Source organism: Enterococcus sp. DIV1083b (genome assembly GCF_051713705.1).
Lineage (GTDB): Bacteria > Bacillota > Bacilli > Lactobacillales > Enterococcaceae > Enterococcus_D > Enterococcus_D casseliflavus.
On sequence record NZ_JBIOQJ010000001.1, the window covers coordinates 2,580,349 to 2,597,825 of the forward strand.

Below are 17,477 nucleotides of genomic sequence, written 5' to 3' on the forward strand. Positions count from 1 at the left end.
TAATAAAAAAAGCAAAAACTGCTCAGTTTTTCTCAATTTGTGCGAACTCTTTCCCCATTTTATAGGCAGAAAAAGAAGTTATCACAAATTGTCCAAACAAGAGCAGTCTCTTTGCTTTTAAATTGGTTCAGTCGTTGGCTTGGGAATTTATTCAGCCAGCGCTTTATTGGCAGTTGCCATGAGCAAGCGAATGCGATTCAATTGATTGACGATCGAGACACCTGGATCGTAATCAATCGCTGCAATGTTCGCCTGTGGGTACTGGCGACGCAGCTCTTTCATGACGCCTTTTCCTACTACATGGTTAGGCAGGCAGCCAAATGGTTGCAGACAAATGATATTGTTGACATCATTTTCCAACAGATCGATCATTTCACCGGTCAAGAACCAGCCTTCTCCCGTATGATTACCAATGGAAACAATCTCGCTCGCTTGCTCGGCAAGCTGATGGATCGAATGAATGCCCTCAAAGCGCGTTGACGCCCGCAACGCTTTATCCATTGGTTTTTGGAGCCGTTCAATCGCCATGATCGCAAAATCAGCGATCATTTTGCTTTTCTTCGCCATCCCCAAATGCTCGTAGCGCCAAATCTGATTGTAGAGGGAATAATTCATGAAGCCGACAATATCTGGTACGACCGCTTCCGCTCCTTCTGCTTCTAACAGGCGAACGACATCATTATTGGCAGTCGGTGAATACTTCACTAAAATCTCTCCCACGACACCGACACGCGGCTTCTTGATAGCTCTTATCGGCATTTGATCAAAGTCTTGAATGATTTTCTTCATATTGCGATTAAAGAGACTGAAGGAGCCAGTGCGGACATTTTTGGCAATTTTTTCCAGCCATTCTTGGTGGAGCCGATCGACAGCCCCTGCTTCTTGCTCATAGGGACGGGTGCGATAAACGACTCGTTCAAAGAGATCCCCGTATAAAAATGCCACCGCCAAGCGTTTCATCATCGGCAAGGTAAAGCGAAAGCCCGGATTTGATTCAACACCAGTATTCCCCATCGAAATAGATACCACCGGTACTTGCGGAAATCCTGCATCGTTCAATGCTTTACGTAACAAGGGAATATAGTTCGTTGCGCGACACCCGCCGCCCGTCTGAGTCATCAATACGCTGGTGTTTTCGACGTCATATTCCCCGCTTTGTAACGCTTCTACCAGCTGTCCAATGGAAATGATGGCCGGGTAGCAGGCATCGTTATTGACAAAGCGCAAACCGACATTGACTGCTTCTCGATCTTCACTGGGCAGACAGACCACTTGATACCCAGAAGCCTGCAAAGCGACATCTACTAATCCGCTTTGATGGATGGGACTCAACATCGGCAATAAGAGCGTGTGCTGCTTGCGCATTTCCTTGGTAAAAATAATCTTTGCTGGTTCCTCGTATTGCTTTTTAGGAACAAAGTGCTGTTTATCCCGTTCGTTGACTGCTGCTTTCAAGGAACGTAACCGAATCCGAATCGCTCCAAGGTTTGCACCCTCATCGATTTTCAACACCGTATACAGCTTGCCATATTGCGCCATGATCTCTTCGACTTGATCGGTGGTCACTGCATCGATCCCGCAGCCGAAGGAGTTTAATTGAACCAATTCCAACTGCTTGTTTTTCGCCACCACTCGTGCTGCCGCATACAACCGTGAATGATAGACCCATTGATCCACGACCCGCAGATCGCCGACATTTGCTAAATGAGCAATACTGTCCTCAGTCAATACATGGAAGCCTTCTTGGGTAATGACTTCCGCTATCCCATGGTTGATTTCAGGGTCCAAATGATATGGTCTTCCAGATAAAACGATCCCTTTTTGATTGGTCGTCATCAGCATTCGCAGCGTTTCTTCTCCCCGTTGCGCAATATCTGCTTTGAACTGATCTAGTTCCTCGAATCCGCTACGCAGCGCTTGGGCAATTTCGTCTTCAGAAAAACCAAAATCTTGAAACGTCCCCATTAAGGTTTTGACCATTGAGGCTTCATCCGCCAAATTCAAAAACGGACAGCGGTAGTCAACCGCCCCTTCACGAATCGCATCGACATTGTTGCGAATCACTTCTGGATAGCTTTGTACGATTGGACAGTTGAAATGGTTCTCAGCAGCAGTGTTCTCTACTCGCTCAAAAATGACACCTGGATAAAAGATCAACGGTATGTTTTGATCGATCAGTGCTTGGATGTGTCCATGGGCCAGTTTGGCTGGGTAACAAACGGTATCACTAGGGATCGTTTCGATCCCTTGCTCATATAGTTCTTTATTAGAACGCGGCGACAAGGTTACCCGAAACCCTAACTGGGTGAAAAAGGTATGCCATAGCGGATAATTTTCATAAAGATTCAACACTCTTGGTAAGCCGATTTTCCCATGGAGGGCATCTTTTTTACGCAAAGAACGGTACTTGAACAAGCGGCGGTATTTTTCATCCACGAGATTGACTTTGCGGTCTTCTTTTTTGATTTTGATCCGCGCACCACGTTCGCAGCGATTCCCCGTAATGAATTTTCGACCATCCGAAAAGAGGGTCACGGTTAATAAACAATTGTTTTCGCAAAGACCGCAATTTGTAAATTCTTTTTCTGCTTGAAAATCGGCCATTTCTGCAGGAGACAACAACGTACTGACATCGTCGATCGCCGCTTCTTCTAACGCGATCAACGCCGCCCCATAAGCGCCCATCAAGCCAGCGATCGATGGTCGTACGACTTCACGGCCGCTGATCAATTCAAAGGCGCGCAGAACCGCTTCATTATAGAAAGTCCCTCCTTGGCAGACGATTTTCTCGCCAAGATCTTCGGGGCGCCGAACCTTGATCACTTTATAGATAGCATTCTTTATGACCGAGTAAGACAAGCCAGCCGAAATGTCGCCAACAGACGCTCCTTCTTTTTGGACCTGTTTGACTTTTGAGTTCATAAAGACGGTACAACGCGAACCCAGGTCAACCGGCGCTTGGGCTTTTGTCGCTGCCAGCGCAAATTCTTTGACATCCTGATTCATAGATTTGGCAAAGGTCTCAATGAACGAGCCGCATCCTGACGAACAGGCTTCATTTAGCTGAATCGAAGAAAGTGCACCGTCTTTGACTGTCATCGCCTTCATGTCTTGCCCACCAATGTCCAAGATAAAATCAACCCCTGGCTGGAAATGTTCAGCAGCTTTGTAATGGGCCATCGTTTCGACTTCACCGATATCGACCTTCAGTGCATGTTTGATCAGATGCTCACCGTACCCTGTGATCGTTGACTTTGCGATGTAAACGTCAGAAGGCATCTGACGATAAAGCTCTTGTAAAACCGCCATCGTTGTCGCTAACGGCTCCCCTTCATTGTTGCCATAAAAAGAAAACAACAATTCCCCTGCATCATTGATCAAAACCACTTTCGTTGTGGTTGATCCTGCATCGATGCCTAGATAAGCAGCGCCTGTATGCTCAGACAACGCTTTTTCTGCGGCAACCGCTTGGGCATGGCGGGCACGAAAAGCAGCCAGTTCTGCTTCGTCTTTGAATAAAGGATCTAGCGTATCTGTTGGCGCAAGTGTGCCGTCTTCTTCATTGGCTAAGCGGTCGCATAGTACAGAAAGCTGCTGCGCTTCTTCTGCATACAGTGCAGCCCCCATCGCCACAAACAGTTCTGGATTCTCGGGAAAAATGATATCTGCTTCTTGCAGGTTCAACGTATCGATAAATCGTTGACGCAATTCCGACATAAACGTCAGTGGACCGCCTAAGAAGGCTACCTTGCCTTTGATTTTACGACCAGCAGCTAAGCCAGCAATCGTTTGATTGACCACCGCTTGAAAAATACTCGCCGCAATGTCCGCTTTTGCCGCTCCTTCATTGATCAGCGGCTGCACATCAGTTTTGGCAAAGACCCCGCAGCGTGAAGCAATCGGATAAAGGGTTTGGTATCCCTTGGCTAGCTCATTGACCCCATTGGCATCCGTCTTCAATAAAACCGCCATCTGATCAATAAACGCACCGGTCCCACCGGCACAACTGCCATTCATCCGCTGCTCCAATGCCCCTTCAAAAAAGGTGATCTTCGCATCTTCACCGCCTAATTCGATCGCCACATCCGTTTCTGGGATCACTGTCTCGACTGTTTTGGTACAAGCGATGACCTCTTGGACAAAAGGGATCCGCAAAACTTCTGCCAGCCCCATTCCGCCTGATCCGGTAATCGCCAGCGCAACTGGCTGATCTTGGATTACTGCTTGCGCTTCTTTAATAATTTTTTCCGCTGCCTTTTGGATGTCTGCATAGTGTCGTTCATACCTTGAAAAACACGTTTGATTGCGTTCATCTAACAGAACCATCTTGACCGTTGTTGAACCGACATCGATGCCCGCCTTATATTTTTTCATTTGTTGCCTCCATCTAAACAACACTTTGTTGATTATCTAACAAGCCGTTTGTTATAATACTTATGTTCATTGTAATTCTTTTAATTGATAATTCAACAAACAATTCCAACGAAGGTGTGGGATAAACAACAATTAGACGTTTTTTGTCGTTTATTTTGAAAGGAAATTCACAATATGAAAAAATTGGATTTACGTGTTAAACGAACCAATAAGTACATTATTGAAGCCTTTATTCGCTTAGTTGAAGAAAAAGGCTTCGAGCAAGTGACTGTCCAAAATATCGCAGACGAAGCCATGATCAACCGCGCGACCTTCTATGCCCATTACAAAGACAAGCAAGACTTGTATGAAAAAATATTTGACTTGGCCGTCGAATCTTTTACCTCGATCCTTGACTTTGAAGATTTCGTCCAAGGCAATCGAATCAAGATCCGTAAAATCGAAGCGGCCATGACCGAACTTTTTTTACACATTCAAAAGAATCGCTCTTTTTATTTGACGATCATGGATGCCTCTGCCATTGAGATCATTCGTAAAAAACTGGGGCTGATTTTAACGGAACGGTATCAAGAGATCTTTTCAACGTTGAAGATCACAGAAGGCGATCTTGAAGTGCCCTTAGACTTCATCATTGACTATATGACCTCGATATTTGTTGGTACCTTGCATTGGTGGCTAACGGCAGAAACAACGATGCACGCCGACCATTTAGCAAAACTTGTCATCAAACTAGTGGCAAACGGTCACCTGACTGTCTTGGGGATTGAAATTGAGGAATAAAAAAAGAAACTGCCTATATGCAGTTTCTCTCATGCTGATTGCCCTTTAATCAATGATTTTTTGCGCGCCATTTGATCGTGTCTTTTGTCTTACGCTGTTTTGTTACTTTGATTCCTTTTGGAGCCACACGAATCGCATAGTCTTCCTTTTTGACAACGTCATAGACATGCTCTGCAACTTCCGTTACTTTTTCTTTCAGATTCAGTTTAAATTTCATGTGTTTTCATCTCCCGAATGCTTTACTACTAGCGTATCGCAAATAAAAAAAATCTTCAACTTATAGCCCTTCCTCAAACCAAAAAAAATAATGGTTAAATAACGAAAAAAACAGCAAAACTACTTGCTGTTTTTTTCTGCGTATTCATATAACTGGGGTAGCTGGATTCGAACCAACGCATGACGGAGTCAAAGTCCGTTGCCTTACCGCTTGGCTATACCCCAATAATGGTGGAGGAGAGTGGATTCGAACCACTGAACCCTAAGGAACGGATTTACAGTCCGTCGCGTTTAGCCACTTCGCTACTCCTCCAAAAGGTTTTTCTCAAACCTGACAATAGTTATAATACCGAAAAAGATAACAAATTGCAAGAGCAAAAAGTAAATTTTTCTAGAAATTATTCATGTAAATTCCATTGGCGAATAATCATCTCGATCGCAGCTTCTAAACTTCTGCTTGAACCTAGATCTTCATCCCCTAAAAAGCTTTGAAATTCTTTCGGTCCAGTCGTTAAAATCTCACCGATACGTTTTTTACCAATAAATAATTCATTAACGGTATAGTCTTTGCCATGAATGGCTTTCGTTGTTTCTTCAATACGGACTTCGATATCTTTATTTTTCTTAGACATGATTGCACCTCTTTCTTTACAGCACCTTCCTATTTTAACAGAAAACCAGCAAAAGAAAAAGAAAATCTCATCTGGAACGAAAAAAAGTAGTCAATCGTTACGATCGACTACTTTTGCTGCTTTGTCTCATTTCTGGTTCGTCAAGACAGCACTGGTTACGGTATACCCCGCATCGCTTAAGATTTTCTCAATCGCTGCGACTTGGCGCGACTCTACTTGGATCTCAACAATCGTTTTTAGCGCCATCCGATTGACTACGATGGTCAAAATACTCATCTGATGATCGGCAAGCAGCTTGGTCACGTCTGCTAACACGCCTACATGGTCATCCGTGATCTCGATGGACACTCGGGTTCCACCATCATGGTAGCCAGTGATTTTCAAAAAGGCATCGAAAATATCATTGTTGGTAATGATTCCCACTAGGGTATCATCATCCATGACTGGTAAAACCCCCACGTTTTCACTACGCATGACGGAAATGGCGTCCTCTAATAGTGCATCTGGTTCAATCGTGGTCACTTTTTTCAACATGATATCAGCGACAGTCGTTTTATTTAAGAGATAGTTCATTTCATAAACGCTTAAGCTTGTCGCTTTTGAGGGAGTTGCTTCAGCGATCGTTCCTTCTGTGATCAACCCTACTAATTTACCATCGTCAACGACGGGCAAACGGTGGATATCGTGCTGCTTCATTAAATCTACTGCATCAAAGATCGGTGTCTGCGAATCGACGGTGACGACCGTCTTCGTCATAAAATCACTTACACTCATTGTTTAGCCTCCTAGATACGCTTTTCTTACTTCATCACTTGCTAGTAATTCTTCTCCAGTACCTTCTAAAACGATTTTCCCCGTTTCTAATACATAGCCGCGATCGGCAATCGATAAAGCCATTTTTGCATTTTGTTCAATCAGCAGCACAGTCGTTCCTTGCTGCTTGATTTCTTGAATGATTGAAAAAATTTCTTTGATAAAAATCGGTGCCAATCCCATCGAGGGCTCATCCAGCAAAAGCAAGCGCGGTTTTGACATCAATGCCCGCCCCATTGCCAACATCTGCTGCTCACCGCCAGATAATGTCGACGCATCTTGCGAGAGGCGTTCTTTCAATACAGGAAACTTGCGGTAAACTTGTTCATAGTCTTCTTTGACACCACTGTCTTTACGCAAGAAGGCGCCCATCTCTAAGTTTTCTTGAACCGTCAATCCTGAAAAGACGTGCCGCCCTTCTGGCACTTGCGACAAGCCGTTTGCGACGATTTTTTGCGGTGCTTCTTTCTCAATTCGTTTTCCTTCAAAAGTGACTGAGCCATTTGAGGGGCGGATCAATCCAGAAATCGTCCTTAAAATCGTGGTTTTCCCTGCACCATTGGCACCAATCAGTGAAACGATCTCCCCTTGATTGACGTGGAAGGAAACATCATGGACCGCTTGGATCATGCCGTAGTGTACACTTAAATTTTGAATTTCCAGCATCAGATTTCCCCTCCTAGATAAGCTTCGATCACCCGAGGATTGTTTTTGATCTCTTCTGGTTCACCGTGGGCGATGACTTGGCCGTATTCCAGCACATAAATCCGTTCGCACACTTCCATGACCAAACTCATATCATGCTCAATCAAGAGGATCGTCAATTGAAAATCTTTTTGGATCTTGTAGATCAGCTTTGTCAGTTCTGTTGTTTCTTGAGGATTCATCCCCGCAGCCGGTTCGTCAAGAAACAGAATTTTTGGTTCTGTAGCCAATGCACGTACGATCTCTAACCGACGCTGCTCGCCATAAGGCAAATTTTTCGCTAACGTTTGACTTTTGCCATCCATATCAAAGATCCGTAACAGCTCTAAGGCTTTTTTCTTCATGGACGCTTCGTTTTTGTAGTACTTTGGCAAACGCAGGATGCTGGTCAGCAGTCCTTCTTTATGCTTACTGTTCATAGCGATCAAGACGTTGTCCATCACAGTCAAATTTTTAAACAAGCGAATGTTTTGGAAGGTTCTTGAAAGACCTAAATCCGCAATTTTATAGGGCTTCACGCCATTTAAACGTTTTGGCTTACCTTGGGTCTCAAAAAGTACTTCCCCTTCACTAGGTTCATACACACCTGTCAGGAGATTAAAGAGCGTTGTCTTGCCTGCACCGTTTGGTCCAATCAATCCGACCAGCTCATTGGTATCTAAATGGAGGTCTACATGAGAAACAGCAGCTAAACCGCCAAAGTTTTTCGTTAAGCTTTTAACTTCTAATAGAGGCATCGTTGTCATCCCCCTTTTTTCTAAATTTATCCAGCAGTCCTTTTACGGAGAATTCCCATGTCCCTAAAAGTCCGCTTGGTTTAAAGATCATGATGATGATCAAAGCCAGTGCATAAATGATCATGCGCAAATCAGAGAAGCCTTGCAAGTACATATTTAAGATTCCTAGCACTACTGCCGAAACAACTGCTCCTGTGGTACTCCCAAGCCCTCCAAAAACGACAATGATCAATACATCGATCGATTTCATAAAACCGTAATCTCGTGGGAAAACCGACTGCTGATAGCTGGCATAAAGGGTACCAGCAATGCTTGCCATCACTGCCCCCATTACAAACGCAATTACCTTGTATTTCGTTGTGTTGACCCCCATTGATTCTGCAGCGATCTCATCTTCCCGAATCGCTAAAGTCGCCCGACCTGGTCCGCTATGGATAAAGTTTGACACGACAAGAATCGATAAAACGGCAAAGAGAAAGACGATCTGCCAATTACTGAATTGGGGCAATCCGAAAATTCCTGCAGGACCATTGGTCAAGCCTCGTAGGTTCACCAACAAGATCCGAATGATCTCTGCCACACCTAGGGTAGCGATCGCTAGATAGTCGCCTTTTAAACGGAGGGTCGGAATCCCAACCACTAATGCGACTGCACCAGAAACCAACATCCCCACCAGTAAACCAGTTAAAAAGCCACCAAAGGTTGGATTGCTTGCCGACAGGATCGCGCCAGCATAAGCACCGATTGCCATAAATCCAGCATGTCCTAAGGAGAATTGCCCTGAAAAGCCGATGATCAGATTCAAACTGACTGCCAAGATGATATTGATTCCGATATTGACGATGATGGCATCAGAGAACAAATTGATCATTCCGCCATTGTAGGCTGCAAATAATCCAAAATAAAGAATAGCTGCCAGAGCGAGCCAGATTAAGTTGTAACGTAAATTCTTTTTCATTTCTGCCACCTACACTTTCTCTTTGATATTTTTGCCGAGGATCCCAGCTGGACGAACCAACAATATAATTATTAAAATGACATACACTAAAGCATCCTTATAATCAGAAAAACCAAGCGCTGTCGCTGCTGTTTCCACCAAACCGATCACAAAGCCACCTAAGGCTGCTCCAGGAATGATCCCGATCCCGCCAAGAACCGCTGCAACAAAAGATTTCAGACCAGGAACGACGCCCATTGATGGATCAATGGAATTATAATACAAACCGATCAGCATCCCGCCAGCTGCAGCCAAAGCCGAGCCTAAGGCAAAGGTAAAGGAAATCGTTCGATTGACATTGATCCCCATCAAACGCGCGGCATCTGCATCAACACTTACTGCCCGCATCGCTTTTCCCATACGGGTCTTTTTCACGATCAATTGCAAGAGAATCATTAAGGTAACCGAAACAGCCAAGATCAATAACTGGACATTACTTACTTGAACAAACCCGATGGAATAAGTTTGTCGTTCAATCGCTTGCGGAAAGGGGCGCACATTGGCTGAAAAGAAAAAGATCATGACATTTTGCAAAAAATAAGAAACCCCGATTGCCGTGATCAGTGCCGAAATTCGCGTGGAATTGCGTAAGGGACGATACGCTAAAAATTCGATCGTTACCCCAAGAGCTGCACTGGCGATCATTGAAATGAACAACGCGGGGAAAAACCCTAATTGCCATTGATTGATCAAAAAGTAACCGATAAAACTACCGATCATGTAAACTTCTCCGTGGGCGAAGTTGATCAACTTGATGATGCCATACACCATCGTATAACCCAACGCTAACAAGGCATAGATACTGCCTAGAAACAAGCCGTTGATCAATTGTTGGATCATCATTTCCATATACTCACTTCCAATATCATTTATTATGGTCATTCTTTTAGAGAAAAGAAACTGAGACAAACACATCAGGTCTGTCCCAGTTTTCACTGCCAAACAACTGCGGGTTTTTTAAGGTTCCACAGTGTCTGCTGAGGTTTCTTTCCCGTCAGTCAATCCTAAAACAACTGCTGATTTTTCAGGGTTATGATTTTCATCCATCGTGATTTCACCGGTCACACCGACAAAGTCTTTCAGTTCAGACAAACCAGCTGCGATCGCCAATGAATCTGCTGAGTTTTGATCTTCGATCGCTTGTTTGATCATATAAACGGCATCATAGGCTAATGCATTAAAAGCAGAAGGCTCTTTGCCATATTTTTCATTGAAAGCTGCCACAAACGGCTCAACTTTGTCGTTTGCTGGTGCTTTGGTAGAGAAGTGACCTGTATAGTAAACATTGCTGACATTTTCTACACCAGCTGTTTGAACCATTTTTTCATCACCGAATCCATCCGCACCAATGATTGCTTGATCAATTCCTAATTCTCGCGCTTGCTTGATGATCAAACCAGCTTCTGTGTAGTAGCCTGGAATGAACAAGACATCGAAGTCGACATCTTTGATTCTTGTAAGAACTGCTTGGAAATCTTTGTCGCCTTCGGTAAAGTTATCCTCTAAGACGATTTCGCCTGGGTAGCTTTCTTTAAATGCTTCCGTCAAACCAATTGCGTAGTCACTTGAGTTATCACCCAAGATTACGGCTTTTGAAGCATCCAAATTTTCTGCTGCATATTTTGCCAAGATTGTTCCTTGGAAGCTATCTTGGAAACAAGAACGGAACGCAAATTCTTGGACTTTTCCACTGGTGTAAGTAATTGCATCATCGGTACCTGAAGGAGTGACCATCGGTACTTGGGCTCTCGTCACATTCGGTAAAGCCGCCTTTGTGGCACCTGAAGTTGCTGGTCCAATAATGGCAACGACTTTATCATTGGTTGCTAAGTTGGCTGCTACTGTCGCGGCTTCATTGTTATCTGATTTGTTATCTTTCGAAATGATTTCAATTTGTTTTCCAAGAACGCCGCCGGCAGCATTGATTTCTTCGACTGCCAAGTCGATCCCCTCTTTTTCAGCCGTCCCATAAGCAGCAACTGCTCCAGACAATTCTAAGTTGGCACCAATCTTAATGGTATCTCCCTCTTGTTTATTGCCACCTTCAGCAGCACCACTGCTATCCGTTGGTCCACCTGTTGGTCCTGCACTACAAGCTGTCAATAAAAACAAACTCGCAAACAAAAATGCAAATTTCTTTTTCATAATTTTCCTCTCCTTTACTTCCCCTGAATATGTTATCCAATATACTGAAAAATCTAGGAAATGTCAACGAATTATCAGAATATTTCACCTATTCAGAATTTATTTTTTTCGCCGATAAAAAATGGTGCTTTTAAAACATTGATCCAGCAACAATGGAATCGCTTTTCTAATTTTTGGATAAAAAGAAAAGCAAGCAAAGGTTTTTCCCCTTTGCTTGCTTCCGATACGCTTTGATTTGATACTTTTTTCTTCAAACGGACGTTTGAAAACATTACATCCTCATGTTAGCGGCTATTTCGTGGATACAATGCTTGAAAATTTGCCGCCGCCCCAACTAAATTGGCATCATTGCGATAGTCACATAACTTGATCAGTGGGACGAAATCATTTAATGCTTGATCCGCCAACATTTTTTTCAAGCGCTGGTCAACTTCTTCTAACAAGCCTTTTTTGGCACTGACACCACCGCCGATAATGATCACTTCAGGATCAAAAGCAAACTGAATACTGAACAGTCCTTGTGCTAAATAGTTGTAAAATTTATTGACTTCCTCGATCGCAATGGCATCGCCATCTTCTGCACGTTGAAAGACCTCTTCACCGGTAATCGTCGTTCGATCCACTCCGATCCGATCACAATACCGCCAGGCCATCTGAACCGCTGTCCCTAGTTGCGAAAATGTTTTGCCTTGATCTAGGATCATCAACCCAAATTCGCCACCGTATAAATGTGCCCCACGGACTAGCTCACCATTTTGAAACAGGGTACCGCCAACGCCTGTTCCGATCACAACGAAGGCTGCTTGCTGATACTCTTTGCCCGCTCCTTGATAAAACTCAGCCATCCCAGCGCAATTGGCATCATTTTCGATGGTTACGGGTACCCCAAACGCTGCTTCGAGTTCTGAGTAAATATCAAACCCATGGATATAAGGGATCGCACTAATGCCGTCGATCCGCCGTTCTTGTGCATTGACCGCACCTGGCGCACTGATTCCAACGCCTTCAATCTCTTCATCTACGCTTGCCCTCACTTGCTGCAGCTGTTCTTTCATTTCCTCCCAAGTATTTGGAGTAGCGAACTTCCCTTTACTCACCAAAGAATCTTGTGCCCAGACGCCATATTTTACTGCTGAACCACCCATATCAAAGACTAAAATCGCCATTTTTTTCCCTCAATCCTTTATTATTCTGATACTGTCTATTTTACCGCAAGTCAGCGCTTGAAGAAAGCGATTTCCGAGGACAAGAAAAAAAACAGTCTCATTCACTTAGACTGTCTCTTCATCCATTAGAGTTGTTTTTCCAAAATCACTTGATCGAACAGCTGCTGCCCATTCTCAAAAATCGGTTCGACATAGTGGGTGGTGAAATAATTCTTCACCCACTCTTTTTCAACATAGCCTTGCTTTTGGTACAAAGTCAAGGCTGCAGAGGGCAGACTACCAGTTTTGATCACTACGATCGGCCGTTTTGCCCCGAGGCGCTGACTGAGGATCGCTTCTTCGGCAGCTTGCAGCAATTGACGACCGATGCCCATTCCTTGCTTTTCTGGCGAAACGGCTACATTCATGATCTCCCAGTTCTTGCCTTGATTTTGATAAACTAGCACACCAATCATTTCTCCAGCTTCTTCATAAACAAGTGTTTGGCTATTATATAGATAGCTTTCTACGACTGCTTTATCAGGATCTGCATCCAGCAGCAACGCCCAAGGATACGCTTCATTAGGGGCGATTGGACGAATCATGGCTTTTTGGCTCCTTTTTTATATTTCTGTTGATTCCTTTTAACTTTTCCGATAACGGTACGTTGGTTTGACTTTGTCTTTCGCATTTCGTTTTAAAGTAAACGTCTGGGGTACGTAATCTATTCCGCCTTTTACAAAGGGATGGCAGCGTAAGATACGAGCTACCCCCATCAAGCCTCCTTTGGCTGCTCCATGGACTTGGATGGCTTGGATCATGTATCCTGAGCAAGTCGGATAATAACGACAGCTAGGAGGAAATAATGGGGAAATAAAACGTTGATAGAAACGAACAAAGCCGATCAAAAGTTTACTCATTCCTTGCCAGCCTTTCTTTTTAGCGTACGATTCAGTAAAGATAGATAGAAAAAACTAGGACTCAGCACGTGGCGTAAGTCCTAGTTATGGTTTATTTCATAAACTCAAAGATATGATTCCAAAGACTTGGAGAGAATACTTTAAAAGGACTGCCGTCACCGATCACTCCATAACCAATCATCGTTCCTGCTAGGAACAATAAAATAGCTAATAAAATGACGATTAAAATTTTTATCAAGCTAGTTAAAATATAACGGTTCAACTTCACTTTTTTCTCTCCTACTCCTATTAGGCGTTAACTGGTACGACTTCTTCTACTGCGTCAGAAACTCGTTCAACAGATGCCCCTAATTGTTGCAATTTTTCGTGGAATTTGTAGTAGCCGCGATCCAAATATTTTAGATTGCGAACACGCGTCCGTCCCGTTGAACGCAAACCTAATAAAATCAACGCTGCTGCGGCACGTAAATCTGTCGCATAGACCAGCGCACCTTGTAATTCATGACCGCCTTCGATCACTGCAACGTTGCCGTCAATTTTTACATGGGCATTCATGCGACGCATTTCTTCTAAATGTTGGAAACGATTCTCAAATACCGTTTCATTCACAACACTCGTTCCTTGCGCTAATAATTGAATAGCAGACATTTGCGCTTGCATGTCCGTAGGAAAACCTGGATGTGGCATCGTTTTTACATCAGTCGCTTTCAAGCGTTCTGGTCCGACCACACGAATCCCTTCAGCGACTTCAGTCACTTCTGCACCCATTTCGATCAATTTTGAAATCAATGGACGATTGTGCTCTGAGATCGCATCTTTAATAATAACGTCTCCTTGAGTCATCGCTGCTGCAACCATAAAGGTTCCTGCTTCGATACGGTCTTGCACGATCGAATGATCTACTGCATGCAGGTGTTCGACACCTTCAATACGCATCGTTTCGGTTCCTGCACCAAAGACCTTGGCACCCATTTTATTCAAAATGTTTGCTAAATCAACGATTTCTGGCTCACGAGCGACGTTTTCGATGATGGTGATGCCTTTAGCTTTTACGGCAGCCATCATGATATTTTGCGTTGCGCCGACACTTGGGAAATCCAAGTAAATGCTATTGCCTTTTAACTCATCGGCGATCGCTTCTATGTATCCATCTTTTTGGATGATTTGCGCGCCTAGTGCTTGAAATCCCTTCAAATGTAAATCAATTGGTCGTTTGCCGATTGCACAGCCGCCAGGCATTGCCACTTTGGCATGTCCATTACGAGCTAACAAAGGCCCCATGACTACGATTGAAGCGCGCATTTGGCTCACATACTCATACGGTGCTTCGATTGCTAATTCTTGTGACGCATCGATCGTCATTGTGTTGTTTTCTTCTTCAAAATCGATTGCGACATTTAAATGCCGAATCACTTCTTTCATTGTTAATACATCGGAAAGGATCGGTACATTTGTTAATGTCGTTGTTCCTTCTTCCGCTAATAAGCTTGCCGCTAAGATAGGTAGAACAGCATTTTTTGCCCCTTCGATCTTCACTGTTCCAGTTAATCGATTACCACCTTGAACGATCATCTCTTCCATTTATGTTCCCTCCAAATAATGCAGTGACTCACACAAATCTTGCCAATTATAGCATAATATTCGGTGTTTTTGCATATATTAATGAAATTCTTAAAAACCTGTTAAAAATAAATTACGACATAGCGCAATCAACTCAAGGAAAAAAGTACTGGCGGTGTAGCCTAATGCAATCGCAAGAAACACCATGACCATTCGTATCTGAGTCGTTCGTAAAGCTTTAAAAAAAGCATCGATCCGCACAGATTGCAATGCCCAAAATGCTAAATAGATGAACGCTAAATGACTCACGATTCGAATGATTGCATCAATTCCATACACTTGCATACTTCCTGCTCCTTTTTTCATAATTGAACATTCCTATCATACCACAAAGATGTCAAGATAAAAAATAATCTTTCTTGAAACCTTCATGAAAAGACTTTAAAAAGTTTTTAAAACGTTTTCTTGAAGAAACAAAAAAACAAAGGCAAGATGCCCTTGTTTTGGTTCTACAATATTTAGTGTTGGTGGAAAATCTACGGATTTTCTACTGACACTTTTTTTGTAAAAAAAGATAGAAAAAGAGATAGCCTAACTGGTAGAATTTAGTCGACTAAAACAAAACCACACCAAGAAAGGATATCTCCATGGATCATTGTACTAGAAACTTGTTAGGTTTAACAGATGAAAATTTATTCTTCGAAGAAGAATGGTTAGAGACTATAGAAGAAGAGGGGTTTCGCACCAATCTTATCCATGCCAAACTTAGCTATATACCAAGCCATTGCCGTAAATGTGGTATCAAAAATGAAGGACAAATCATCAAGAATGGCTCACATAAAACAAAAGTCCAACTTTTGCCTTATCGAGACATCAAAACAGAATTACGCTTGGTACGTACGCGCTTTTACTGTAAAGAATGTCAGTCGACATTCAACGCTCAGACCAATTTGGTGGATGAAAACTGCTATCTTTCAAAGGAATTAAAGGTTCAAATTGCCTTGGAACTGGCGAAGAATACAACAAGAAAAGAAATTGCCGATCGCTATTTTGTCTCTGACGTAACCGTTCTGCGTGTCCTACACACCTGTTTAAAAACGTATCATCCTCGTTTTGATACATTACCTTCGGTCCTTTGTTTTGACGAGTTCAAATCGATGAAGTCCTGCAGTGGAAAAATGAGTTTTGTCTTTATGAATGGGCAGACCCAGCAATTAATCGGTGTATTGGAGAATCGTCGCCTGGCTTTCTTAAAACCATATTTCCTTAAATTCACTCGAAAAGCACGAGCGAACGTGAAATACGTCGTGATGGATATGAATGCCCCTTATTTTGAACTTGTAAAGGCGGTCTTCCCAAACGCCAAAATCGTGACCGATCGCTTTCACATTGTCCAACAAATCACTCGTGCGTTAAATCAGTTGCGAATTAAAACAATGAATAGCTTTCAAAAAACGGAACCGACAAAGTATCGACGATTGAAGCGATTCTGGAAATTACTCCTTAAGCATGCCTATGATCTGGATAGTTCCAATTATCAATATGATCGATCCTTTCGTAGACCAATGACGCAAAAAGCGATCGTCGATGAACTTTTGAGTTATGACGAGCAATTAACAAGGGCTTACGAGACCTGTCAGCTCCTCCTCTATCACCTTAAACACAAGGACAGCCAAAGCTTTTTCGATACGATCAACAGCTTAGATCAACGCCTCCCACAATGGTTTTGTAAGAAGCTGACGTTTTTAAATAAATACAAATTAGGGATTCAATATGCTTTAAAAACCAGGTATAGTAATGGTGCATTAGAAGGAACAAACAACAAGATAAAAGTGATAAAACGAGTAGCCTACGGCTATCGAAATTTCCATAACTTTCGAGCAAGAATTTATCTCATTCAAGGATTGATCTTCCAAGTAAAACAAAAACCAGTTAAGCACTCTGCCTAACTGGTTATGACTAAATTTTCAGTTGTATCTTTCTCTACCAACACTAAATGTCGAAGAGCCCTTGTTTTTTAGGAATGTTTTGACACGTTGATTCGATTGATGGCGCGGTGCAAAGCAACCGTTGCGCGCCGAAGCTGGTCGATATCCTCGACTTGTTTGGCTTCTTCGATTTGGCGTTCTGCACGCTGTTTTGCTCTTTCTGCACGTGAAACGTCGATGTCGCGATCACGTTCCGCACTATCAGCTACGATCGAGACAACATTGTCTCGCACTTCTAATATACCGCCGTTGACAGCGACCCAGTCGACGTGGGTATCTGAATCGATCCGTTTGACCCGAACTTCATCAATCGTCAAAGGAACGATGATTGGGGCATGATGCGGCAAAATACCGATCTCGCCATCTGTCGTACGTGCAACCACGATTTTCGCGTGATGATCGTAAACCAAACCAGCAGGTGTCACCACATTGACTGTTAAAAATTGATCCATGAGGTTCCCCTCT

At 43.2% G+C, this 17,477-nt stretch carries 18 protein-coding genes and 2 tRNA genes; 2 read left to right on the forward strand and 18 right to left on the reverse strand.

Annotated elements, in window-relative coordinates:
• Positions 1–147: 147 nt before the first annotated feature.
• Positions 148–4,374, reverse strand: coding sequence for an acyl-CoA dehydratase activase-related protein (locus tag IGI69_RS12020; RefSeq protein WP_438740944.1), 4,227 nt, complete (start codon positions 4,372–4,374; stop codon positions 148–150).
• Between the two features lie 174 nt (positions 4,375–4,548).
• On the opposite strand from IGI69_RS12020, the gene IGI69_RS12025 reads away from it, so the two are divergent.
• On the forward strand, positions 4,549–5,154 hold the full coding sequence (locus tag IGI69_RS12025; RefSeq protein WP_005228762.1) for a TetR/AcrR family transcriptional regulator: 606 nt from the start codon (positions 4,549–4,551) through the stop codon (positions 5,152–5,154).
• A gap of 49 nt (positions 5,155–5,203) precedes the next feature.
• On the opposite strand, the gene IGI69_RS12030 is transcribed toward IGI69_RS12025, so the two are convergent.
• From IGI69_RS12030 to IGI69_RS12105, 16 genes are all read right to left on the reverse strand, one after another.
• Positions 5,204–5,371, reverse strand: a complete 168-nt coding sequence (locus IGI69_RS12030) for a hypothetical protein (protein WP_005228760.1) — start codon at positions 5,369–5,371, stop codon at positions 5,204–5,206.
• Positions 5,372–5,523: 152 nt separating this feature from the next.
• Positions 5,524–5,595 (reverse strand) — tRNA-Gln (locus IGI69_RS12035).
• A gap of 4 nt (positions 5,596–5,599) precedes the next feature.
• Positions 5,600–5,683: transfer RNA gene (locus tag IGI69_RS12040), tRNA-Tyr, on the reverse strand.
• Positions 5,684–5,768: 85 nt separating this feature from the next.
• Positions 5,769–6,002 (reverse strand): DUF2969 domain-containing protein, encoded by a 234-nt coding sequence (locus IGI69_RS12045; protein ID WP_005228752.1) that lies wholly within the window; start codon positions 6,000–6,002, stop codon positions 5,769–5,771.
• 126 nt (positions 6,003–6,128) lie between these two features.
• Positions 6,129–6,776: a CBS and ACT domain-containing protein gene (locus IGI69_RS12050; RefSeq protein WP_010749788.1), complete on the reverse strand. Its 648-nt coding sequence runs from the start codon at positions 6,774–6,776 to the stop codon at positions 6,129–6,131.
• Positions 6,777–6,779: 3 nt separating this feature from the next.
• Positions 6,780–7,481, reverse strand: a complete 702-nt coding sequence (locus IGI69_RS12055) for an ABC transporter ATP-binding protein (RefSeq protein ID WP_015510178.1) — start codon at positions 7,479–7,481, stop codon at positions 6,780–6,782.
• Entirely contained in the window at positions 7,481–8,257 is a 777-nt protein-coding gene (locus tag IGI69_RS12060; RefSeq protein WP_015510179.1) for an ABC transporter ATP-binding protein, read from the reverse strand. The genes IGI69_RS12055 and IGI69_RS12060 overlap by 1 nt, the downstream gene beginning before the upstream one ends.
• A complete protein-coding gene (locus tag IGI69_RS12065) occupies positions 8,238–9,215 on the reverse strand; it encodes a branched-chain amino acid ABC transporter permease (protein ID WP_005228744.1) in 978 nt (325 codons plus the stop codon). Before IGI69_RS12065 ends, IGI69_RS12060 begins: the two co-directional genes overlap by 20 nt.
• A gap of 9 nt (positions 9,216–9,224) precedes the next feature.
• Positions 9,225–10,103, reverse strand: a complete 879-nt coding sequence (locus IGI69_RS12070) for a branched-chain amino acid ABC transporter permease (protein WP_005228742.1) — start codon at positions 10,101–10,103, stop codon at positions 9,225–9,227.
• Between the two features lie 108 nt (positions 10,104–10,211).
• Positions 10,212–11,399, reverse strand: coding sequence for an ABC transporter substrate-binding protein (locus IGI69_RS12075; RefSeq protein WP_438740947.1), 1,188 nt, complete (start codon positions 11,397–11,399; stop codon positions 10,212–10,214).
• A 284-nt stretch (positions 11,400–11,683) separates the two neighbouring features.
• Positions 11,684–12,565 (reverse strand): ROK family protein, encoded by an 882-nt coding sequence (locus tag IGI69_RS12080; RefSeq protein WP_438740950.1) that lies wholly within the window; start codon positions 12,563–12,565, stop codon positions 11,684–11,686.
• 125 nt (positions 12,566–12,690) lie between these two features.
• Positions 12,691–13,149, reverse strand: coding sequence for a GNAT family N-acetyltransferase (locus tag IGI69_RS12085; protein WP_438740952.1), 459 nt, complete (start codon positions 13,147–13,149; stop codon positions 12,691–12,693).
• A 39-nt stretch (positions 13,150–13,188) separates the two neighbouring features.
• Complete coding sequence (gene yidD, locus IGI69_RS12090) at positions 13,189–13,464, reverse strand: membrane protein insertion efficiency factor YidD (RefSeq protein ID WP_438740954.1); 276 nt, start codon at positions 13,462–13,464, stop codon at positions 13,189–13,191.
• 91 nt (positions 13,465–13,555) lie between these two features.
• Entirely contained in the window at positions 13,556–13,732 is a 177-nt protein-coding gene (locus tag IGI69_RS12095; protein ID WP_005228723.1) for a DNA-directed RNA polymerase subunit beta, read from the reverse strand.
• Positions 13,733–13,752: 20 nt separating this feature from the next.
• Positions 13,753–15,045, reverse strand: coding sequence for a UDP-N-acetylglucosamine 1-carboxyvinyltransferase (gene murA / locus IGI69_RS12100; RefSeq protein WP_016608772.1), 1,293 nt, complete (start codon positions 15,043–15,045; stop codon positions 13,753–13,755).
• A gap of 90 nt (positions 15,046–15,135) precedes the next feature.
• Positions 15,136–15,369 carry a DUF1146 family protein gene (locus IGI69_RS12105; protein WP_008380880.1) on the reverse strand — a complete coding sequence of 78 codons (234 nt, stop codon included), beginning with the start codon at positions 15,367–15,369 and terminating at the stop codon, positions 15,136–15,138.
• Positions 15,370–15,671: 302 nt separating this feature from the next.
• Between IGI69_RS12105 and IGI69_RS12110 the strand changes: the two genes are divergently transcribed.
• Entirely contained in the window at positions 15,672–16,973 is a 1,302-nt protein-coding gene (locus tag IGI69_RS12110; RefSeq protein ID WP_438740869.1) for an ISL3 family transposase, read from the forward strand.
• A 68-nt stretch (positions 16,974–17,041) separates the two neighbouring features.
• Here the strand turns inward: IGI69_RS12110 and IGI69_RS12115 are convergent, their stop codons facing one another.
• Positions 17,042–17,464, reverse strand: coding sequence for a F0F1 ATP synthase subunit epsilon (locus IGI69_RS12115; RefSeq protein WP_005228716.1), 423 nt, complete (start codon positions 17,462–17,464; stop codon positions 17,042–17,044).
• Between the last annotated feature and the right edge of the window lie 13 nt (positions 17,465–17,477).